General features: G+C 45.6%; 16 protein-coding genes. 11 read left to right on the forward strand and 5 right to left on the reverse strand.

Annotated features, from left to right (window positions below):
* Positions 1–323: 323 nt before the first annotated feature.
* Both murQ and U4956_RS09770 read right to left on the reverse strand, forming a co-directional pair.
* Complete coding sequence (murQ, locus tag U4956_RS09765; protein ID WP_323090461.1) at positions 324–1,214, reverse strand: N-acetylmuramic acid 6-phosphate etherase; 891 nt, start codon at positions 1,212–1,214, stop codon at positions 324–326.
* Positions 1,215–1,762: 548 nt separating this feature from the next.
* Positions 1,763–2,662 carry a MurR/RpiR family transcriptional regulator gene (locus U4956_RS09770; RefSeq protein ID WP_323090462.1) on the reverse strand — a complete coding sequence of 300 codons (900 nt, stop codon included), beginning with the start codon at positions 2,660–2,662 and terminating at the stop codon, positions 1,763–1,765.
* Positions 2,663–2,763: 101 nt separating this feature from the next.
* Between U4956_RS09770 and U4956_RS09775 the strand changes: the two genes are divergently transcribed.
* The 3 genes from U4956_RS09775 (at position 2,764) to U4956_RS09785 (ending at position 4,828) form a co-directional block, all read left to right on the forward strand.
* Entirely contained in the window at positions 2,764–2,943 is a 180-nt protein-coding gene (locus U4956_RS09775) for a hypothetical protein (protein ID WP_323090464.1), read from the forward strand.
* A 440-nt stretch (positions 2,944–3,383) separates the two neighbouring features.
* Positions 3,384–4,004, forward strand: coding sequence for a TetR/AcrR family transcriptional regulator (locus U4956_RS09780; protein WP_323090465.1), 621 nt, complete (start codon positions 3,384–3,386; stop codon positions 4,002–4,004).
* A 149-nt stretch (positions 4,005–4,153) separates the two neighbouring features.
* Entirely contained in the window at positions 4,154–4,828 is a 675-nt protein-coding gene (locus U4956_RS09785; protein WP_323090466.1) for a hypothetical protein, read from the forward strand.
* Positions 4,829–5,051: 223 nt separating this feature from the next.
* Here U4956_RS09785 and U4956_RS09790 read toward each other — a convergent pair whose 3' ends face one another.
* Positions 5,052–6,338, reverse strand: a complete 1,287-nt coding sequence (locus U4956_RS09790; RefSeq protein WP_323090467.1) for an MFS transporter — start codon at positions 6,336–6,338, stop codon at positions 5,052–5,054.
* A 64-nt stretch (positions 6,339–6,402) separates the two neighbouring features.
* Entirely contained in the window at positions 6,403–7,740 is a 1,338-nt protein-coding gene (locus tag U4956_RS09795; RefSeq protein WP_323090468.1) for a helix-turn-helix domain-containing protein, read from the reverse strand.
* Between the two features lie 262 nt (positions 7,741–8,002).
* Between U4956_RS09795 and U4956_RS09800 the strand changes: the two genes are divergently transcribed.
* Positions 8,003–9,436 carry an MFS transporter gene (locus U4956_RS09800; protein WP_323090469.1) on the forward strand — a complete coding sequence of 478 codons (1,434 nt, stop codon included), beginning with the start codon at positions 8,003–8,005 and terminating at the stop codon, positions 9,434–9,436.
* Positions 9,437–10,017: 581 nt separating this feature from the next.
* Here the strand turns inward: U4956_RS09800 and U4956_RS09805 are convergent.
* Entirely contained in the window at positions 10,018–11,391 is a 1,374-nt protein-coding gene (locus U4956_RS09805; protein ID WP_323088166.1) for an IS4 family transposase, read from the reverse strand.
* 1,203 nt (positions 11,392–12,594) lie between these two features.
* Here U4956_RS09805 and U4956_RS09810 point away from each other — a divergent pair.
* The 7 genes from U4956_RS09810 to tpiA all read left to right on the forward strand — a co-directional run bounded on the left by U4956_RS09810 (position 12,595) and on the right by tpiA (position 21,344).
* Complete coding sequence (locus U4956_RS09810) at positions 12,595–13,830, forward strand: CAP domain-containing protein (protein ID WP_323090472.1); 1,236 nt, start codon at positions 12,595–12,597, stop codon at positions 13,828–13,830.
* Between the two features lie 259 nt (positions 13,831–14,089).
* Complete coding sequence (locus U4956_RS09815; protein WP_323090473.1) at positions 14,090–14,368, forward strand: type II toxin-antitoxin system RelB/DinJ family antitoxin; 279 nt, start codon at positions 14,090–14,092, stop codon at positions 14,366–14,368.
* Positions 14,369–14,751: 383 nt separating this feature from the next.
* On the forward strand, positions 14,752–15,981 hold the full coding sequence (gene glyA, locus U4956_RS09820) for a serine hydroxymethyltransferase (protein WP_323090474.1): 1,230 nt from the start codon (positions 14,752–14,754) through the stop codon (positions 15,979–15,981).
* The gene (locus U4956_RS09825) at positions 15,974–16,447 is read left to right on the forward strand and encodes a 23S rRNA (pseudouridine(1915)-N(3))-methyltransferase RlmH (protein WP_323090475.1); all 474 of its coding nucleotides are present in this window, start codon (positions 15,974–15,976) and stop codon (positions 16,445–16,447) included. Before glyA ends, U4956_RS09825 begins: the two co-directional genes overlap by 8 nt.
* Positions 16,448–16,873: 426 nt before the next feature.
* The gene (locus tag U4956_RS09830) at positions 16,874–18,586 is read left to right on the forward strand and encodes a hypothetical protein (protein WP_323090476.1); all 1,713 of its coding nucleotides are present in this window, start codon (positions 16,874–16,876) and stop codon (positions 18,584–18,586) included.
* A 528-nt stretch (positions 18,587–19,114) separates the two neighbouring features.
* Positions 19,115–20,296 carry a phosphoglycerate kinase gene (locus U4956_RS09835; RefSeq protein WP_323090478.1) on the forward strand — a complete coding sequence of 394 codons (1,182 nt, stop codon included), beginning with the start codon at positions 19,115–19,117 and terminating at the stop codon, positions 20,294–20,296.
* A gap of 301 nt (positions 20,297–20,597) precedes the next feature.
* The gene (gene tpiA / locus U4956_RS09840) at positions 20,598–21,344 is read left to right on the forward strand and encodes a triose-phosphate isomerase (RefSeq protein WP_323090480.1); all 747 of its coding nucleotides are present in this window, start codon (positions 20,598–20,600) and stop codon (positions 21,342–21,344) included.
* Positions 21,345–21,804: the final 460 nt, after the last annotated feature.

The following is a 21,804-nucleotide window of genomic DNA, read 5'->3' on the forward strand; positions in this document are numbered from 1 at the left end:
CCTTTCACAATCCCATGGATTGGGTCTTAAATTGTTGCGTTTTGATAGTTGTATTTGCAGGTCAGAGAACGATGTAGTCCGAAATTGGGTATTTCGGAATGAATCAGGTTCTGACCTGAATCAGAACCGATTGACGATCCGATTGATGAAATCGATCAATCAGATCCGCTCAGCCGGATTTCTGTCCTCAAATAATTTTTGTCCTTATTTTTCGGTTCAGCTTCGATGTGCGACTCCTGATTTCTGATCAAAACCAGAACCAGGCATCCGATCCAAAATTGATTCCAGAAATTCAATCTGGAAATCCGGTCCGTAAACCAGGTTTAGAGAATTGGATCAATAAAACCGTTGGCTTCATTTAAAAGCTTGCGGGCTTCAAAGGCATCGACGTCTTTGGAAACCATCACGACTGCCGTTTTGACTTCGTTTTCTGCTTTCTCTAAAGTATCCCTGGCTTTGTCTTCATCGCATCCGGTTAGAGTACGGATAATGTTTACACCTCTGGCACGAAGCTTCTCGTTGGTCATCTTGACGTCAACCATGTAGTTCTTGTAAATCTTGCCTACTGACTTCATCGAAATTGTTGAAATCATATTGAGAACCATCTTGGTTGCTGTTCCGGCTTTTAAGCGGGTAGATCCAGTCAGAATTTCTGCCCCGGGCAACAGTGTGATTGTGTGTTCACAGAGTTTGGAAATGGCACTGTCAGTCGAACAGACGACTGCAGCGGTTGCGCAGCCAAGACTTTTAGCATACTCCAGAGCGCCAATCACATAGGGTGTTCTTCCGCTTGCCGCAAGACCAATGACCATATCGTCTTTGGTTAAATCAATGCCCTTAAGATCCTGCTCACCCAGTTCTCTGGAATCTTCAGCACCTTCTTTAGCTTTGACAAAGGCGCTGTCCCCTCCGGCAATCAGACCGACAACCGTGTTATAATCCACGCCAAACGTTGGCGGGCATTCGACTGCATCCAAGACCCCCAGTCTTCCGCTGGTGCCCGCGCCGCAGTAAATGATGCGGCCATTTTTTTGCAGTGTAGAGGAACTCTGCTCAATCACCTTGACGATCATGTCTTTTGCGTTGGCGACTGCTTTGACAGCGTTCAGATCTTCTTCATTCATCAATGTCACTGCTTCTTCAATACTCATTGATGAGAAATTCTCACTGTTCGGATTTCGTCCTTCAGTGTTTAGTATTGTTAAATCGATCATGTTTTTCTTTTTCCTTCCCTGTGACCACAGCATACTGTACAAAAAAAACGATCACCAGAGTTTGGGACTGTGTTGGATTGTGGATCCGCTTCATGAATCTGAAAGCCATTTCATGTCCAGAACGGTCGTTAAAATGTCCTGTTTGGCTATATTCATGAATGAATATCCGCAGATTCAATATGGTTGAAATGAAATGGAATTCGCACAAAATGGTAATCCTGCCTGTAAAATGATTCTTGAATCGGTCAATTGCGGATCAAAGACCGCAGCCAGAAACCATTCAACAGTCACAGACTGTCAGCCCGCCGGAGGCTGTCCCAAACCTCGGCGGCTTCTCCTTAGCAAGGCATGAAAAAAGATCCAGCCCGAAAGCCAGATCCAGAACATTCATAATCTATACCTATTGTCTACCGCCATTAATCATCTGTTATCCACTGTCCATTTATCCAGGGAACTCTCTTCCCGAATGGAATCCGCTCTTCCCATTCAAGTTGTTTTCCGAAGCGACTCATTTCAGGAAACAACAACCCTAAGCTTCCCTGCAGCATCTATTCCATATCATTGGTCAGAACTTTATCCAAATCCAACTCCGCATCCGGCATTTCAACCTTGGCTTTTTCCAGCGTCTGGCTGCTTTTGAGAATACGCTCATAGTCTTCCTCATAGTTGCTGGCAAGAAACCGACGGTAAATGATATCGATCATGGCAAGCATGCTAATACGGCTTGATCCGGCACCGACTCGGATTTCTTCTTCAATGCGCGGCACATAGAAGACATAATCCGCCAGTCTGGATAGTTCATTGGGTGAATATTGCGTAATCACCACCAGCACGCCACCGGCCTCATGAACCATCCGGGCTACCTTAATCATCTCTTCGGTCTGACCTGTATAGGAGGCAATAAGACAAAGATCCCCAGGTCGTACATTGCCTGCGTCGACCAGCTGGAGATGCAGATCATGAAACAGCAGCACCGGTTTCTGGATCCGGGTCAGCTTTTGCATAAAGTCTTCCACCACCAGATACGACGCACCAATTCCATACAGATGAACCAGCGGGGTCTGCTCCAGACGACGGACGACCGCCTCCAGAGTCCTGTAATCCATCAGCTTCCAGATCTGCCGCAGCGCGGTGATCGATTCTTTTAAAACCTCGCCAACCATCGTGACACTGTCCTGTTTTTCATCGTAGTTGGAAAAATGCCTTGAATTCTGATACCCGATCTCCTCACACAGCGCCAGCCGGAATTCTCCATAGCCTTTAAATCCCAGCTTCTGACAGATCCGGATCAGCGTCGCACTCGAACAGTACCCCGAAGCACTCAGCTCTCGGACATTCATCTCCGTTGCCTGCTTAGGGTGACGTAAAATCGTCAGAATCATCTGCTTCTCCGTTTCTGTAGCCTGCGTTTCCAGATAATTTCTCAGCTCTGATGTTACATTGCGCATGGTTATCCCTCCGTTTCTTGCTGCTTTTCCCTAAATCCTGGGCGATGCCGTCGGTCGACATCGCGGAAATCTGCTGTATATGCTGTATATATGGTATTGTGATGTTCAACGCTTCTGTGATCGATGCCCTTACCAGTATCTATGGCGTGACCAGTACCGATTGTATGGCGATCAATGGTATGGTCAGACAGATGGATAAACAGACAGTTCTACTATCCATTGAATACCGTGGCTCCAGACTCAGTTCTGTCCCCATTATTGGTTCGTCCTTATTCTTATAATCTCGAACCTTGCCCATCGAACCTTGTCCATCTAATCTTGTTCATATAATATGGTATTCAAAACATAAAGGGGCGATTTCGTTGGTTCCAATTGCAGACCAGTGCATTTTTGACGAATCTGATGCGGCCCTCAGCCGATCAAATTCACCTGCAACCATCACAAATCCATCTAACAACGCAAAAAAAACAGTCTGTCTTCACGAACAAAACTGCTTCGCCCTTTGTAGCTAGGCCGTTATATGTATATTCAGGAAAGGCAGATCGTCAGTCATTTGTCGGTTAAAACCGATACTTACTTTTCAGCATTGGCGCGACTGGTTTTATACGACAAAAAGAGAAGGATAAAGACCTGATAGTTAGACAAATCAGTTTGAATTTTGTTAGGTTCTGTGGAAAAATGCGAGTACAATGATTCGAACTATCCGGGATCTGAATATTGAATGCTGACCGGATTGCAGAAAGCGGGGATCCAGATGAACAGACAGGTCACCTCTCAGGAAGAAATTCTGAAAGTCTGCCGTGAGATGATTGCTTCCAATCAGTCTTTAAATCTTCGACAGATAGCGGCTCGGCTGCATGTGGCAGTCGGATCGATTTACCATTATTTTCCCTCGAAGACCGAATTGATGAATGCAACAGTGGAAAGTGTCTGGATGGAGATTTTTGAGGACTATGGGCAGCATCGGTCTTTCACAGGCATTCGTGAGTGCGTGGAATGGCTGTTTGCCTGCTTGAATAAAGCCGATCGGCAATACTCAGGCTTTCTGTCTTTACATGGCCAGATGCTTACGCAGCTGGCTTCCAGCCAGAATCTGGGTGATGAGGAGGCTACAGTCAGTGAGCAGAAGATGTCACAGTCTTTGCACTGGCTTTTAAATCCCCTGAAGCAGGTGATCGACCAGGATCCTGCCTTTCAAAAGCAGCACCAGAATGAAAACTGGAGCAGTGAAGATTATGCTCAAACATTGCTTACCCTGATTCTTTCGTCATTCGTTCTAAAGACAATCGATGAGTCAGTTATCCTTCGTTTTATTGAATATACTGCCGGATGTCAGAAATGAGTCCGGCTTTTTTCTGCTTTTTGTCGGCTGTCGAAAAGAACAAAACTTTCGATGCAATTGCTTGGGACATCGATGCTTATACGCTATACTGTTCAACGTGAACAATGTTCACTTTGAAATAAATGATTTGATCGAGGAGGTTGGAAAGAATGCGAGCGATCTTTGAATCACTATTTGATGTCTGCTATCTGATTTTTGTCATCACCATTGGAATTTTGATGATCAGAAAAGCTAAAGGAAATAAAGAATACACATTGTTTGGAGCAATGGCCGTTGTTCTTGGAGCGGGAGATTCCTTTCATCTGGTTCCCCGTGTCCTTGCGCTTTGCACGACAGGAATGGAAAGTTATACGGCAGCCTTAGGTTTTGGCAAGCTGGTTACTTCGATTACGATGACTTTGTTTTATGTAATGCTTTACTATGTATGGCGGATCCATACGCATACTAAGGCGCGGCAAGGATTAACTTGGGCGGTTTGGATTCTGGCAGTTGTCCGGATTGGACTTTGCCTGTTTCCGCAAAACGACTGGTTCTCAGCAGTGGAGCCGCTTTCCTGGGGCATTTATCGCAACATTCCGTTTGCGATCCTGGGAATTGTGATGATTGTTCTCTTTTATAAGAGCGATGGAAAAAATCCAGAATCATCGTTTCACTGGCTGTGGCTTGCCATTGTTTTAAGTTTTGGCTTTTATATTCCAGTGGTTCTGCTTGCCCAGAAAATTCCGGCTGTTGGCCTGTTAATGATTCCAAAGACCTGTGCTTATGTCTGGATTGTGTGGATGGGCTGGCGGGCTCTTAATCGCTGGCTGAAGCACCAGGTTTAAAGACGTTTTGCGAGCTGATCGGCTGGAATCGGATAGCCTGCCTGGATCAGATTTACGCATTTTGAAGAAAAATGACAAATTTGCAAAAAAAATCCCTCGAAGGAAAAAGGTTGCCCTGCTTCCTCTGGGGGATTTTTTGTTTTGATCAGTCAAAAGCCAAAAGAGTAAAATTTGTGTGGCTTAGGGTAGGCATAAATCAGATTAAAAACGTTAATAATGTAGTTTACTTCTTTTGAAGATTTCCAAAGTGCAGGAAGATCTTTTCGCAGCTTTGACGGTGGACAATCCAGGTAAAAAACAAAACGGTCATACCCAGTCCTGCACCGATCATCATGACGCTCGGCGCACTGAGAAAATCACCGATCCAGCCGAAGACCAGAATCAAAAGAGAGGAGGTCCCATACAGCAGAAGCGTCTGGAAACTGTTGATTCTGGCCCGCATGGATTCGGGAATATAGCTCTGGATAGCCGGAGTACGCAAGGAAAAAGAGATTGATCCCAGCGTGCCAACGCAAAAGCGATTGGCCAGCATGAATGGGTAAGGCAAAAGAAGCAAAATGCCATCCATGAGGTTGTAGACGATCATGACCATCAAACTAAATCCGTAGCGGCGTGATGGCTTGATTTCTTTCAGGTACTGACTGGCCCCGCCAAGCAGCCGGCCCATGCTTTCAGCAACCGAGAAAAAAGAGAAGGATAAGGCACCAAGACCGGGCGTAGACGAGAAAAAGGCGATCAGAATCGGGGAGCAGGCGTTAGCCACGCCATTGCTGAAAGCCGCATAAATAAAAAATGCGAGCAGACCCGGTTCATTTTTGAGATAGGCAAGAACCTTTTTCAGATCCAGCAGCCAGGATTTGAAAGTGATCTCTTTGATGTTTTGCTTGAGATCGTGGCTTAAACGCATATGGCTTTCCACCCATGCCGCAGCTAAAGAAAGGCATCCCTGACTGATCAGAATCATCGGCACTCCGATCCACTCCATTAACAGAGCTGCAATGGGCATCATAATCAAATTGAGCAGAGGATAGACCATCCCGGCGGCCGCATAACTTTTCTGTTCTTTTCCTGGCGTAATGACCATCGGAAGGATCGAGTCGTAGGCCAGTTCATCAACGCTGGAAGAACAAGCCAGCAGCAGGGAATAAAACAGGTAGCCAAGGTAGGAAAAAGGCTGAAACTGCATCCAGAAACCCATGACCAGGTATAACAGGCCATTACAGAAGTCGCCGGCAACCAGAACCGGTTTACGCGGCAGTCGGTCAAACAGCGGCCCGGCGATCAATGGCAAAAACAGAGAAGGGATCAACCGGATGGCCAGCGAGAGCGCTGAAGCAAAGACGGACTGTGTCTGTTCGTAGACGACAAAGGAAAGAGCGTAAATGCCCGCAATGGCGCCGATGCTGCCAAGAATGGTTGAACTCATCAATAAGGTAAAGTTTCGGTTCCAGACCTCACGAGTCTGTTGTGAAGTCTGCTTGAAGTGATTTAATTTGCTTACGTTTTTCATGAAACAATCGTAAAACGGAAGCAAAAAGAAGGCTATCTGTTCTTATTGGGAAAAAATGATCTGTTTAGCTTGCCTCAGGCAGGATAAACAATGGCTTTCCAGGAAAATTTTCCAGAATTGCTGCTGCCTTTGCATATTGACGGTTTGCTTTGAGATACTGAATGACCCATGGCAGGTGAAATTGGGCAAAACCTTTATGTGTATCTGTCTGGGCCAGTTCCTGATAGACATCCAGAAGCAGTTTTCCATAAGCTGGCTGATGAACCCAGTCTTCCTGACTCAAACGGATTTTAGACAGCTCAAAGATCTGATCAATCAATTTTGGATTCCATCCAACATAATCTGCCTGCTTATACAGATCTATTTTCTGCAAGGCTTCTTCTTTACGATTGAGCCACTCCAGACAGATCATCTGCTTATGCAGGTCCATGACGGAAGGATGTTTTACCTGCTCAAGCAGAGCAAGAGCCTGTTCACTGTTTCCTTCTTCCAGTGCCAGACAGCCCAGATTGTAGCGCAGCTGGTCGAGTGAGTCCTCGTCATCCAGTTCAATAAATAACCGAAATGCACGATGAAAATATTCCTTTGCCGCGGGATGATCTTGCATGTTGGCACAGACAATTCCCATGATGTGACTGATTGTAGCCATCAGATATGGATATCCTTCTTTGGCAGCCTGGGTGTAAGCTTTTTCCAGTCGTATGAGAACTTGATAATCGGATTGTCTGCTCTGATAAAGCCCAAAAGCAGCAATCAGCTGGACCCAGCCTTCCTGGCAATAAAACGTTGCCCGGTCAAAATCTTTGGCAATCAGGGAACAGATGGCTTTTTGCTCATTATTCAGACACGGATTCAACTCCTCCGGATCAAAGACTGAAAACAGATCGAACAGCTGAAACAGCCCCATGAATAAAAGGACATCTAAAGAACAGGGATGACTGGAATCAAACAGATTGGAATCTGGAAGAGTTCGAGAGGAGCCATGGAAAAAGCCAGGAACCAGCTTTTCTGAGAACTGCTTTTGGACCTCGTCAATATGGCCGCTGCGCAACCGCTGCCACAGGACAGCCATTTCCCGCGGACTGAACGAGCTGGTTGTTGGGGAGGCTGTTTCTTGTCTAGTGTCGGTTTTTTCTGCTTTCTGCTTTGTTCGTCTATTTTCAGACGGCTTGAGAAATTCATGATCATTGATTTCTTCGGTTTGAAATTCTGGAAGTTCCATTTCCAGTGCTTTAGCCAGGTCTTGTAGAATTGAAATTGCCGGGATGACATTTCCCGATTCAATTTTGGAGTAGTACGAAACGGCGCAGATCCCTTTACAGACCGATTCCTGTGACCATCCTTTCTGTCTGCGGTTTGTTTTCAATAAAAGAGCAGTGTAGCGGGCATGATTGTCGTCCATGAATATTCCTCATTTTCTTTACTTTCTTGGTGCTTTTCTTTCTTTCTTTCTTTCTTTACTTACTTGCTTTCTTGGTGTTTGTGCTTATTTCTCTTTGAGGCATTCTGCTTTTAAGCCAGGTTGAGCAGGATAGGGAGCCATCCCAGCAGAATTGCCAGAGTTTGGATGATTCATCCCAAATGCTTTAAGTCATATGATAAGCATGAATTTTCTGCTTTGTTAAGATTGAATTAACACAATCCCATAAAGGAGGAATTCAATTATGGCAAATGTTGGGCAAATTCCGGCGTTGAGCGATCAACAGCGCAACCTGACCTTTATTGGCTGCCTGCTGCTGGCCCTTTCAATGTCAGCTTTTGGTCTTTCTCTGGCGAATATTCAAGGCGCAGTTCTCGATTCGATGAATGGTGCGGCTTCTTTTTCGCTGGTTACTGCACTTGGCAGTGCGGCTTTATGTATTATGACTCCAGTCGGAGGATCATTGATGGATTTGATTGGTACGAAGAAAGTAGTCCTTTACTTTGGTGCTATGGTTTGCATCTGTGCAATTCTGCTGGCGTTTACAGGAAATCTGTTTTTGTATATCCTGCTTCGTGTCTTATTATCCGGGGCGCAAGGTGCATTTGCATCGGTTCCATTTATTGTTCTCCGTAAACTCTTTGCACCTGAAAAACTGCCAACGTATACGGGCTATCTGTCCGGGGCTCTGGCAGCTGGCGGCTTTCTCGGTTCCTGGGTTGCCGGATGGCTTCTGGATCATTCCATGGTTGGTCTGGCGAGCTGCTTTCCAGCCATCTTTTTAGCAGTTGGGATTTTCCTGATGCTGAAATTCGGACCGGAAGATGTACTGAATCGATCTAAGAAAATTGATCTTCTTGGTGTGGTGATTCTGGCGGTCACTCTATTATCACTGGTCTTTGGCTTAAATTTTGGTCCGACCAAGGGCTGGACTTCGCCGATGGTTCTGCTTTGTCTGGCCGGTCTGGTGATCGGTCTGATCGTTTTGATCTGGTGGGAAAAAAAGACTCCGAATCCATTGATTCCATTAAAATTATTCCACAATAAAGCCTATGTCATCCTGATTGTGGTATCAGGACTTCTGGTCATGTATATGACTGCCATCAATACTTACATCCCACAGGCTTTGCAGAAACTGATGGGACAGTCGGCCGCAATTTCCGGAACTGTTCAGATTCCAAAAACGATCGTCTCAATCATCGTTCCTGGACTGGCCGGTGCCTGGGTTGCCCGCTCTACCAATAACTTCTGGAAGGCACTGGCAGCTGCAGCTGTTGTGCTGATTGTTTCCTGCTCACTGTTAGTTTTCATTGGCCCGAACATGCCGCTCTGGTTTGTCATTACCATGGTTGCGTTTACCGGTGCTGCAGATTCTTTCCGGACTGTATCCACTGTTCCAGCGGCTCTGTCATTGTTAAAGATGCAGGACATGGGAATTGGCACGTCCATGATTGGTTTCATGATTTCCTTATCCGGTGTTCTGGCTTCTGCCTTGTACTCTATCGCTTACAACACTCTGGTTCAGGCAACGCCTGGTCAGCGTGGACTGATCGATGGCATTGATACGGTGTTGTTGATCTCGGCTGCAGCGGCATTAATCGCCTTGCTGCTGGATGTTCTGGTCTTCCGGGTTATTTATCCCAAAGCACTGGCGAAAGCAAAAGCGGAGAATAAATAGGTTTTATCCCCTTAAAAAGAAGAAACAGTCCAAAACAAGGAAAAAAGTACTTCTCAATCCATAAAAAAGTCAGTTCTGCTGCAGATCTGACTTTTTTTGATCTTGCCGCTCAGATAAGACCTGTATAGGAAGACCTGTATAAAAAAGAATAGAAGGCAAATAAGTTCTGAAAAGTCGAGGAAGAAGAAATGAAAATGGATAGATCTGGCGCGGACCAGAAAACGGAAAAAGGGAATGGGAAAGCGGACCAAGCCAGAGTGCTGAATGGATAAAGCGGACGGATTTCGCAGGTCAGGCGTGCAGAAAATGAAGAAAGCGGAGAATTTTTTAAAGGAACAGAACCAATGTCATTTAGCTAGAAAAATATGACCTCAAACTTTGTATAAAAATCAAAGACAAAGTGGATGATAGGAATAGAATTTGCTGCTGATTATATCCATATGCACCAACCAAGCACAAAATATACTGATTGATTTGGCTGTATTCATCAAAATAGGTGCACTAAAAACAACCCTTCGATAAGAGCCGTTTTTAAGAATTGTATGGGTGGTTTGTATCAATAAGATGCGCATATAATGCACTTATCGATAGGTGAACCATATCAAACGATTGGGATGGAGATTTCGCTTGAAGCTCCTTTCCGGCCGAACGGGCAGTTTTTCTCTTAGCAGCTCCTCGGTCAGAGCTTGAAACTCCGCTTTTGTAATTTGACAGATTGTTCGTTTTTTCGTCCATTTCGGAGTAAACGTGTTCCTGATAGCCCGTATCGCCTTAGTTGTATTGATTTGGTATTCATAAGTTGTCTGCTTCTCTTCTTTATTATCCGATTGAGATGATTCAAGAACACACTTTTTGATCTCGGAAACCAGATTGTAGAAGATAAGGGATGAATAAATCTCCTGAATGATGTATTCTGCTTTTATCGAGTGGATACGTTTCATTCCTATTCCATATTTAAGCCAGGAGAAACTCTGCTCGATTCGCCACCTTAGGTGGTAAATAAATCCAAGAGCCTCCGGAGGAAATTCTGCTTCATCCAGATTGGTAATCAGTCCTTCCCAGACGTTGTCGCCAATCTCGATAGCTACCACCCTGCAGTCAAAATCAATAAATTCAGATTCTTGATCAATCTGTCTCATTGATTTTTTGACCAGGTATTTCATCTGGGGGTTTTCTTTTTCCTCTTTTCTTTGGTGGTGGGTAAGAATGCGGCTGATCTGCTGGTCTTCTGTATGGTCAAGCTGTGTATAAGTCAGGCAGCTATACTCTCGTTCTTTCATACGTATGAGGTATTTGTGCCCTAAGGATTCAATAAGCTTACACAATGGATAAGAAAAATACCCTCTGTCCATGACAAAGAGAAATGTCTCGCCAGGATAAGCTTCGTGAATCTCCTTGACCATTTTCATAGCAGCGGCCCGTTCGTCTTTGGACCTCTGGTCTTGAGTGACGATGGCTAGATATTTGTCATTAAGTACGTCATAGGCAGCGTTAATGTGAATACCGGCCCGGATGATGGTTTCCTTGTTCTTGGCATAAATGATGTAGTCAGGTTCATCTTCATTTGGCGCAACAGGTTCATTGGTTCCATCAAAGGCTATTACCCTTAGCCCTTTATATTTTTTATCCATGTAACAAAGTGCCAATGTGGCTTTGTGCAGTGCTGAAAATACGCTGACTGGAGTCTTGGCTTTTGTCTGAACAAGTGCCGAAGCAGATGGTCTTACACTGCCCATGCCGAAATAGTTCATGGATAAATCGGAGAGTGTTGATCCATTCCCGATAATGGATGTATTCAGGAAATGGAACAAGTTTATTTTTGATGATCGATAATGACTTCGTGAGAAAGCTCCTGTTTGAGAAGCAAGAATCTTCTCCTGTTTGTGGGCAAATTCCTCAAGGAATTTCATGAATCTTTGATAAATCACGGACGGCGAAGTAACTTTAGTTGCCATATTTTCCTCCTTATAAAGTTATGTTTTCAACGTGATAAGGATTAAATTAGACAATTATAGAGTTGTTGTCAAAGCTAATTTTCGTTAAACCAGAAAATATAAAATCCACCATCTGTGCACGGATGGTGGACAATACTAACTATCAAAAACTAAGCTAAATGACATTGGGAACAGAACGCGAAAGGAAACTGGATCTGGTGGAAAAAGACCAGCAAAGAAAGGGCAGAAAACCTGGCTTTGCGACGTTCCCCTGTGCAAAGAAAAAGGGAAAGAGCGGATCGGGCAGGACTTTATCCATCAAAATGGTAAATCTAAATATGTGAATAAGAAGGGAATTTGTGGAATTAGAGGAAAAGAATACCGTGAAATCGAAAAAAGTGCGATAGTTAAGCCCGTAGATCTTATTTCGAACTGTGATGAAAATGTTTCAGAAAGCGCTATATCATACTTTTTCTTGAAAACATTCTAAACAAACTCATAAGTTCTCGTGAACGACAAGTAAAGGAAAAATGAGATTCAATGCACCCAATGGACTGCTTTTTTATACTGAAATGCATAATTTGCCTTGCATTGAGCGTCGTGAACGACAAAAATAGAAACAGATAAATTTTCGAACTTATCCGATGACGGTACAATCTTTCTTGGATGAGAGTAATATTTTAATATGGTTTGAATTTGCTCTGATATGTGCTGAAATTGTGTTGTTTCAACTGAAATGAGTGCTCTGTTTGCTTTGTGCCTGGACAAAGGATCTGGCTCAAAGGGCAGAACAATTCTGATTTCTTCCATTCCATCTGCCCGATCCCAGTCCGGAAAACTTCAGCAATTCGCCAGTTTCTGACTTTGTTGGTCAGATCGGAAAAGTCATCTTTAGAAAACCATTGAATCGTTTTCGCCTGCGTCTATTTGCAGGCATAGAGATACCTGTCTTCTTTTTTCGGTTCTGTTTTAAATCTTTGATTGCTTTGATTGTCTGAAATCTGAAACGGCGAGAAACCGACAGGATAAAAATCTGCATCCTATTCCCCTGCTTTTGAATGCAGTTGCTATCGAAGTCCTGGTAGTACTGGTATTTGCATACCCCTAAGCAATGTCCTTTCGGACATCCAACCAACGCAGTCCCTGAAATCTTCCGCTCAGGACGCGTTATTTTTTCCACCTCCAGAATTGTCTGGTGCCTGGAAATAAGAACAGGAGAGAGATATGAGACTAAAATCGTCAAAAGCTGCTGCAGCTCTTCTGAGCGCGGCGCTGGCCGCCGGCTCACTGCCAGTTCTGGCATCCAATGAAAAAACCAGTACTCCATACGTTGAAGCCTATACGATCGAAGAGGGCGACCAGTATTCCTACACGCAGGAAAGCGTTTATGCCTATCCGACACCCGAAGAAATTGCTGCCCTGACCGCTCCTTATCGTGACAACCTCACCGGAAATGGGGTCATTGGATTCTTCCTTTCCTCTGGAGATGATATGGCGGCCGCCATCGTTGCCCGTGGCGTGAATGATGGAATCGTCAATCTATATGATCCCAACGATTGTGCAACGCTTCAGCATATGAAGGATGCTATTTTCTACTTACGCACCGCCAACGAACTGCGCGCCCGTCATGGAGCCAGTCAGTTAAGTGTTGATCCGGTTTTAATGGCCATTGCCATGGTTCAGGCCGATGCGTCCCGAAATGCTCTGGTCCATTCTGAACTGTATCCGGTTTCTGAAAACCTGGCAGTGGGCGGCCAGATTGGAGTTGGCATGGGGGTGACTGATTATGGAAACCCATTTGATCTCTGGTATACAGCTGAATCGATTCGTGACTATAACAACGGCCACTTTCTGAATCTGATTCGTCCAACCTTTGTGACCACTGGCTTTGCGGTTGGAACAAACTGTACGATCTATCCATCTTCCAATACGATTTTCTCCCAGACGTTCAGCTATGGGCCGATTGCAGGCACCACCTACAGCATCGGAGATTATGAAACCAAACTGCATTCCTTTACGGATGCTGGCTTTATTGATCAGGAAAATGGCGAAACCTATCCAATGCATCGTCTGTACAACCCAAACTCTGGCGAACATCTGTTCACTCAGGATACCAATGAAAAAAACGTCCTGGCCTCAATTGGCTGGCAATACGAAGGGATCGGGTGGTTTGCTCCAAGAGAGGGCGGCGAGCCGGTGTATCGTGTCTACAATCCAAACTCTGGCGATCATCACTACACCATGGATCCAGAAGAGCGCATGGCCCTGATTGGTTATGGCTGGATGGATGAGGGAATTGGCTGGTATTCCGATCCCCAGCAGCGTGTGCCGCTGCTGCGTCAGTTTAATCCGAATGCCGTGACCGGCACCCACAACTACACCAAAGACGAAGCCGAAGCAGCAACCCTGATCAGTCATGGCTGGATTGCCGAAGACATCGCCTGGTATGGTGTGCAATAGTCATCTGTTTTCTGTCAATACGTGATTCAATCAATGCATGATATTAAACGGTTAATATTTGATTCAACCAATGAATGAAGCGAAAGAGGCGGCCTGGCTGCTTCTTTTTTTCTGGATTTGCAGATCTGTTTTTTGTCTGAAACCGATCAGAAGGGATGAAATGCGCCGGACAATTCCATCCCCAGACACGAAGCGGAAGCTGACTGGAAACGAGAGAAATTGGACATGGTATAATCTCGAATGAATGGAGGATCGTACGATGGCTCAGACAAACGTTAGCTTTGAAATGAATGAAAAACTTCGCGATCAGATGGAAGAGATCTGCGACGAATTAGGCATGGATCTGGAAGATGCATTTAAACTGTTTGCCAAGAAAATGGTCAACGAGCAGCAGATTCCTTTTGAAGTAACTGTAAACGACATCCCCAATGATGATGCAGACGAAAAAATTATTCGCTTCGTCAAAATCAGTGCAGTCATTGCAGCGGTTGCCGCAGCAGTTTCTTTAGTGATTCATCTTTTCCGCAAACTTCGTTAGTTCGAAAAGAAGATGACCAGGCAAACCTGAGAAAATTCCAATTCAATCAACAACAAAGACGCCAGATCCATCAGAATCAGCTTGTCTGCCAGGCAGGCGCAGGCTCCTTCTGAAAATGATGGCGTCTTTTCTCTTTTCGAACTCTTCTTCTCCAGCTTCCTTTTCGAGCTCTTCTTTTCGAGCTTCCTATGCCGGCTTTCATTTCCAGCTTCCGTTTCCCGTTTTGTCAGGAAGGCGAGCCTTTGCAATACAGTAAAAGTTTCAAAAACAGAATGAAAACGGATGAAAAAGTGTCGGGATCCTTCAAAGACTTCTCTGGCCTTTTCTAAGCGCCTGCCAAATCTGTTAATGTTAAAGCCATGACAGAAAAGGAGTAACTCTACATGCGAGATCTTGAAATGTTTGAAATTATCTCCAGAGAGGAGAAACGTCAGAAAGACAATATCGAACTGATTGCCTCTGAAAACTATGTTTCGCCGGAAATCCGCGAAGCGCAGGGATCTGTTTTAACCAATAAATATGCCGAAGGCTATCCAGGCAAACGCTACTATGGCGGCTGTATTTATGTCGATCAGGCCGAAGAGCTGACCAGACAGCGTGCCAAAGAACTGTTCCATGCTGAACACGCAAATGTCCAGGCTCACTCGGGAAGCCAGGCCAATATGTCTGTATACAACACCGTCCTTGAACCAGGTGATACGGTTCTGGGGATGGATTTAACCAGCGGCGGCCATTTGACGCATGGTCATCCACTGAACTTCTCCGGCCGGACCTATAACTTCATTCCCTATAATGTCGATCCAGAAACAGAACGGATTGACTATGACAAACTGGAAGAACTGGCCATGGAACACCATCCAAAATTGATCGTTGCCGGCGCTTCAGCTTATCCACGCATTATTGATTTTGAACGACTGGGCCAGATTGCCAAAAAATCCGGCGCCTTGCTGATGGTCGATATGGCTCATATCGCAGGTCTGGTTGCGGCTGGACTCCATCCATCGCCGGTTCCTTATGCAGATTTTGTCACGACCACAACTCACAAAACACTGCGCGGCCCCCGCGGCGGTCTGGTTCTTTGCAAGGAAGAATACGCGAAGAAACTGGATTCCAGAACGTTTCCTGGCATGCAGGGCGGACCCCTTGAACATGTCATTGCCGCAAAAGGAATCGCGCTTTATGAAGCCATGCAGCCTGAATTCAAAGAATATGCAAGCCAGATTCTGAAAAACGTCCAGGCTATGGCCAAAGTCTTTGATGAAGAAGGCATCCGTATGGTCAGCGGCGGAAGCGACAACCACCTGCTGCTGCTCGATACACTCTCTTCGCTGAACATGACGGGAAAAGAAGCTGAACGTCTGTTAGACGAAGCGGGCATCACCGTGAATAAAAACACCATTCCATTTGATACCCAGAAGCCATTCATTACTTCCGGCATCCGCCTGGGTTCAGCTGCGATGACAAGTCGCGGGCTGAAAGAAGCTGAATTTGAACAGATTGCACGCTGGATTGTTCAGGTTCTGAAAGCTGGCGATGATCTGAGTGCTCATCAGGTCAGAGAAGAAGTCAGAACTCTTACCGCTAAATATCCAGCTGAGGCGGTATTTGATTAAGCTGTTCTGCATCGGGAAAAACAAAGACGCTTCGCTGCGCAAGCTGGAAGACGAATACAAAAAAAGACTTTCAGCTTTTGACAGACTGGAAGTCGTTGAATTCAAGGATGAACCGGACCTGCATTCTGAACGCGAAAAAGAAGCCTTGCGCATCAAAGAAGTCGAAGGGGGCAGAGTCCTGGATAAAATCCGTCCGGATGACTTTGTTATTTTACTCGATCTGCATGGCAAGATGGTGACTTCGGAAAAGTTTGCGGATCTGCGTGCCGGCTGGAGTGCATCTTCAAGACCATTAGTCTTTGTGATCGCGGGTTCTTTAGGTCCCAGTCAGGCCCTGGTCAACCGGGCTGATTATCGCTGGAAGCTTTCGGATCTGACCTTTACACACATCATGTGCCGGGTGCTGGTTCTCGAGCAGATCTATCGCTCGTTCATGATTGAAAAAGGCCGTCACTATCACAAGTAACCAACATGCAGCCAGTTAACCGGAAAGCGCCCAGTTTTCTGTTTTTTCAACCGATGAGATTTTGAAGATCCATCAAACGGTCTGTTCGCTCAGGCCGTTTTTTCGTGGACTTTTTTACGAAGCAGACATGGCCAAACCTTGATTAAATCAAGACCGGATCCTGACAGATTCAGACAAGATTCTGAAAAGAAGGAGAAAAAGGTCTGGGTATGCAGATTCCCCTTGTATCCATCAGATCTGTAAGATGGCAGGCAAAACGACGATCTAAAAAGGCCAGTTTTCAGGCTTAATGCATAGAAGGGCCGGGACTTGGTATAATTGGGGCGATCTGTGAATTCAGTCAGCCAACAAGATTCACAAAGGCCTCAGCCAGTTTTTCTGACTGGCGAGGAAGAGCGCTGGCTGGTAAGAGATAAGAGGATTTTTATGAAACGAAGCGCAAAAAATTATCTGACTGTGTGCGTCGGTCTGCTGATGATTTATTTTCTGTGTCTGGCTATTCTGGCGGGCAGTGAAGAGCAAAATGCTTTTCTCCGTCTTCATCCCGGGCAGACCAGTGAGATTTCCTTGTGGTGGTATATCGCCATGGGGTTGTGTGGGGCTGTTGCATTGCTTTGTCTGGCATGGATGATTGTTTCGAAACGAAATCAGCTGACCTTTGCCCAGGTGATGGCCAGGCATCTCGATCTGGCTGCCGTTGTAATCTCGCCTGTTCTGGGTGCCGTTGCCGCGGTAGCCGTTGGAATCAATGCCATTGGCAGTCTTCCCCAGATGCACATGCCAAGTTTTTCAAACAATACGAATCCGGTTGCAGACGTAAGCGCAAGTGAGTCCGCCCAGAATACGACGGAAGCTTCTTTACAAGAAGCACCGAGTACGGAAGTCTCACAGGCTCCGATTGAAAACAACCAGGATATCAGTCTGGAAACTTCGCAGTCCATTGCGGATGAAAGCCACTACATTCCCCCAATTCCGGAACTGCCGCCTTTATGGCCTTCGACCAATCTGATTACCAAAGCCCAGGGCGTTCAGACGATCAGCGATATTCAGACGCTCGATGGAAACTATTCTTCCAGCCAGCCCGATTTTTCGTGCCTGCTGGCCAAAGATGCCGCTCAGATCACAACCGATCATGCGGTATTCAATAAAACCGGCTCGGTCAGCGATGGCGCTCTGGCCAGCAAGTACGGCATCAACGCGGCTGTTCTGGCTGCTGACAGTGCTTCGGTGAATATGCTCAGCTCGATCGTTACAGCCAATGGTGATGGGGCCGATGGCGTGGCGGTCAATGGCATGAATGCGACGGCTTCAGTCAATAACTGCGATGTAACGGTCAAAGGTATCAATTCTTCGGCCTATTTTGCAGCCTTCCAGGGCCAGATGCGGGTTTCAGGGGGCAATGGAATTTCAACCACTGATTCTTCGCCTTTATTCGCTCCAAGATCCACGGCTTCCATTCAGGCGGATATGGTCAACTGTCAGACCAATGGCAGTCTTTCGCCAATCGTGCGGGCTTCTGGGGCGTTTGCGGCAACCAATCTCAATGCCAACACCGTACTCTCCAGTTTTGGCCAGATTGAACCAGGCGGAAGCATTACGATGTCTGAGTCTAAATTTACCGTTGGTGCCATTCAGAGTGACACGGGGCATCAGGGCGTTTTCATTTTTGACAACCAGGAGGACACCCAGAAACAAGAGCCAGGCCATTTAAGTCTGACTGGCAACGAATGGATGATCAACCCGGCTTCAGCGGCAGCGCCTTCTGCTTTCAGCTTTGTGGTCAATGGGGCTTCCGCCCAGATTGATCTGACCAGCAATACGATCTACCAGGTCCCGCAGTGTGCGCAGGTTACCAACGGCAAGATGACCATCAACTGCACCAGCCAGGCTTTGTCAGGACCTGTGCTGGTGGATGAAGCGTCCAGCTTTGAACTCAACCTGACCAGCAGCAGTTCCTTCAATGGTCATATCAACCAGGATCGCTCGAGCCAGAATGTCATCGTTCATCTCGATGGCACATCCAGACTGATTTTAACCGGCGACTGCTATTTGAGTGAGTTCAGCAACGATGATCCATCCAATGCCAATATCACTACCAATGGTTTCCACATTTATGTTGGTGGCAATATGCTGATCTGAGCATCAGCCTGAATCAAGCTCTTGAAATCTGTACCCATTGAAAATCAGAAATGTCCATATTTTCTCAAAATCCGGATCCCGTTTCCGGGTTTTTTTGTGGTCAGTTTGAATGGAGCGGCACAAGGATGGACGAAATCAGAAAACAATTTCGCTTTTCTCTTTCTCCAGTCGCTCCAGAAACAATTCCCAAATTCAGCCTGAATCTGACCGGCGAATGTGGGAAAGGTCAGGAGCCATTTCAGGACAGACCACAAAAGAGCCTGACCAATCGGATTTGAAAGCGCATCAATGAAAATAGCGATCATTTTTCATGAATGTTCAGAAAAGTCAAAGGTTGTCTGTGAAGACTTTGACATAAAGGCGGAATGAGAAGGATTCAATCCAAAAAAGAGCGGATATTGTGAAAAACAGGACAAATGCAAAAAAGAGCGGGAGGTGGGTTTTGAGACTTTGCCACAAACAGTTTAGGGGGTGATATACTTTTGAGTATGTAGAGTGCAAATGCACATTTAGGAGGAAATAGCATCTATGGCTAAGAAAACTGTCAAAGATCTGGACGTGAATGGCAAAAAAGTCATTGTTCGTGCGGATCTGAACGTACCCCACAAAGGCAGCGAAATTACAAACGACAATCGTGTGAAAGCTGCTGTCCCAACTCTGAAATATCTGACAGACAATGGCGCCAAAGTCATCCTGATGTCCCACCTTGGAAAAGTGAAGACTGAAGAAGATAAAGCCAAAAACGATCTGGGCATCGTTGCTCCACGTCTCCAGGAACTGCTCCCTGAAGTCACTGTAAAATTCTGCCCTGAAACTCGCGGCGCTGAACTGGAAGCAATGGTTGACGCCCTGAAACCAGGCGAAATTCTGTTAATGCAGAACACTCGCTACGAAAAAGGCGAATCCAAAAATGATCCAGAACTTGGCAAATACTGGGCAGGTCTGGCCGACATGTTCGTAGAAGACGCATTCGGTTCTGTACACCGCGCTCATGCTTCCACGGTTGGTATCCCAAGCAACTTACCAGACAACGCTCTTGGTTTCCTGGTTGAAAAAGAAGTAAACATGCTGGGCAAAGCTGTTGATGACCCTGTTCATCCATTCGTTGCAATCCTTGGCGGTGCGAAAGTATCCGATAAGATCGGCGTAATCGAAAACATGCTCGACAAAGCTGACAAAGTGATCGTTGGCGGCGGTATGGCTTACACATTCGATAAAGCACGCGGCTATAACGTAGGAAGCTCCCTGCTCGAAGAAGACAAAATTGACCTGGCTAAAACCATTATGGAAAAAGGCAAAGACAAACTGGTTCTGCCAGTTGACACAGTTGCAGCTGACAAATTCGCCAACGATGCCAACACAATGGTTGTTGAAGGCAACATTCCTGATGGCTGGATGGGCCTCGATATTGGACCAAAATCCATCGAACTGTTCAAAGATACTCTGCAGGGTGCTAAGACTGTTGTCTGGAACGGCCCAATGGGTGTATTCGAAATGCCTAACTTTGCCAAAGGTACTCTGGAAATCTGCGAAGCAATCTCCGAACTGCCTGATGCAACCACTGTAATCGGCGGCGGCGATTCTGCTGCAGCTGCAATCCAGCTTGGATTCGAAGACAAATTCAGCCATATCTCCACTGGCGGCGGTGCTTCCCTTGAATACATGGAAGGCAAAACTCTGCCAGGTATCGCGATCATTTCTGAACAGTAAAAATTGCTGCCTGAATTCTGACTGGCGAATACCCCTACAGTCTGAACTCTTATCCGCTTAAAAGAGTTCAAGGCTGATCATTATTGCTCTTCAGTCTGCCTTCTTTTTGCTTACTGGAAGGCAGACTCAATTTTCTGTATCATTCACTGCTCGATTTGCCAGAAAGGATGAATCCTGATTCTGGCAGGTTGATTCTTCCTGTTTTCAGATCACAGCCATGCAGCTTTGTCTGGGCAATCAGCAAACTGGTGCAGGCAAACTGAAAACAGGCATCATCATTCATAGAGAAGAGGATATAACCATGAGAGACCAGATTATTGTCGGAAACTGGAAAATGAACAAAAACAATGCTGAAACAAAGGCATTCTTTGAAGAAGTTGACGCAAAAGCGGTCAGCGACAAAGGCTTATACGGTGTCGGCGTTCCTTTTACAGATCTGAAAACTGCTTTAGACGAAGCGAAAAACCTGATCGTTGCTGCTGAAAACGTACACTTCGAAGACAGCGGCGCTTTCACAGGCGAAGTTTCCGTTCCTATGCTCGAAGAACTCGGCGTGAAATATTGCATCATCGGTCACTCCGAAAGACGCCAGATGTTTGGTGACACCAACGAAACGGTAAACAAAAAAGCGAAAAAACTGCTGGCTGCCGGCATCACTCCAATTCTTTGCATCGGCGAAACCGAAGAAGAATATGACAACGGCAAAACAAAAGATGTAATCACTGAAGAACTCAAAGGCTCTTTAGCTGACATCGCTCCAGAAGAATACGCAAATATCGTTCTTGCTTACGAACCAATCTGGGCAATTGGTACCGGTAAATCTGCATCCGTAGAAATCGCTGAAAACTGCTGCAAACTCGTTCGTGACGTTGTAAAAGATATCGCTGGCGAAGATGCAGCTGAAAAAGTACGCATCCAGTATGGTGGATCGGTTAAACCTGGAAACATCGTTGAATATATGGCTCAGCCTGACATCGATGGCGCTTTAATCGGCGGCGCTTCCTTAAAACCAGATTCCTTCATCGAAATCATTGAAAAAACAAAATAAGCTGGCAATCAATCAAAGGTCGTCTTTCGCAGGCGGCCTTTTTCTATGCCTTTTGATTTTCGTTTCATTCGCTCCAAACGATAAGAAAGGACGGTTTCTTTTCGCACAGACAGACTGGCGATGAGATTTGATGGTCACGGCCGGCCCAGGGAAGAGTGGGCAGACAATGTCTTTAATCAATAAACAAAAATAAGAGAATATACTGCTTAAATGCACAAAGCGCACAAATAAGAAAATTGAAAAAGAACAGAAAAGGAATAGAGATGCTGATCAGAACCAATTTTTGACGGACTTTATGGAAAGTTTAGACTGAAATGCAAAAAATACTGGATAGAATCTTTAAACCAGGGGCGAACGATGTAAAATTACCTTAACGAAGCAAAATGGTTCATTCCAGATAGAAAGTTCCAGAAATGCCCGATTTGGATTTAAAAACAACCATAATACTATTCAAATCTGA

Origin of the sequence: Allobaculum sp. JKK-2023 (assembly GCF_034745455.1) — a bacterium.
Classification (GTDB): domain Bacteria; phylum Bacillota_I; class Bacilli_A; order Erysipelotrichales; family Erysipelotrichaceae; genus Allobaculum.

What these genes read in the sequence shown, in the direction of transcription:
- murQ (WP_323090461.1), bottom strand. Translation starts at nt 1,214, where the DNA reads ATGATCGATTTAACAATACTAAACACTGAAGGACGAAATCCGAACAGT.
- U4956_RS09835 (WP_323090478.1), top strand. Translation starts at nt 19,115, where the DNA reads ATGGCTAAGAAAACTGTCAAAGATCTGGACGTGAATGGCAAAAAAGTC.
- U4956_RS09800 (WP_323090469.1), top strand. Translation starts at nt 8,003, where the DNA reads ATGGCAAATGTTGGGCAAATTCCGGCGTTGAGCGATCAACAGCGCAAC.
- U4956_RS09775 (WP_323090464.1), top strand. Translation starts at nt 2,764, where the DNA reads ATGTTCAACGCTTCTGTGATCGATGCCCTTACCAGTATCTATGGCGTG.
- glyA (WP_323090474.1), top strand. Translation starts at nt 14,752, where the DNA reads ATGCGAGATCTTGAAATGTTTGAAATTATCTCCAGAGAGGAGAAACGT.
- U4956_RS09790 (WP_323090467.1), bottom strand. Translation starts at nt 6,338, where the DNA reads ATGAAAAACGTAAGCAAATTAAATCACTTCAAGCAGACTTCACAACAG.
- U4956_RS09830 (WP_323090476.1), top strand. Translation starts at nt 16,874, where the DNA reads ATGAAACGAAGCGCAAAAAATTATCTGACTGTGTGCGTCGGTCTGCTG.
- U4956_RS09810 (WP_323090472.1), top strand. Translation starts at nt 12,595, where the DNA reads ATGAGACTAAAATCGTCAAAAGCTGCTGCAGCTCTTCTGAGCGCGGCG.
- tpiA (WP_323090480.1), top strand. Translation starts at nt 20,598, where the DNA reads ATGAGAGACCAGATTATTGTCGGAAACTGGAAAATGAACAAAAACAAT.
- U4956_RS09815 (WP_323090473.1), top strand. Translation starts at nt 14,090, where the DNA reads ATGGCTCAGACAAACGTTAGCTTTGAAATGAATGAAAAACTTCGCGAT.
- U4956_RS09785 (WP_323090466.1), top strand. Translation starts at nt 4,154, where the DNA reads ATGCGAGCGATCTTTGAATCACTATTTGATGTCTGCTATCTGATTTTT.
- U4956_RS09770 (WP_323090462.1), bottom strand. Translation starts at nt 2,662, where the DNA reads ATGCGCAATGTAACATCAGAGCTGAGAAATTATCTGGAAACGCAGGCT.
- U4956_RS09805 (WP_323088166.1), bottom strand. Translation starts at nt 11,391, where the DNA reads ATGGCAACTAAAGTTACTTCGCCGTCCGTGATTTATCAAAGATTCATG.
- U4956_RS09780 (WP_323090465.1), top strand. Translation starts at nt 3,384, where the DNA reads ATGCTGACCGGATTGCAGAAAGCGGGGATCCAGATGAACAGACAGGTC.
- U4956_RS09795 (WP_323090468.1), bottom strand. Translation starts at nt 7,740, where the DNA reads ATGGACGACAATCATGCCCGCTACACTGCTCTTTTATTGAAAACAAAC.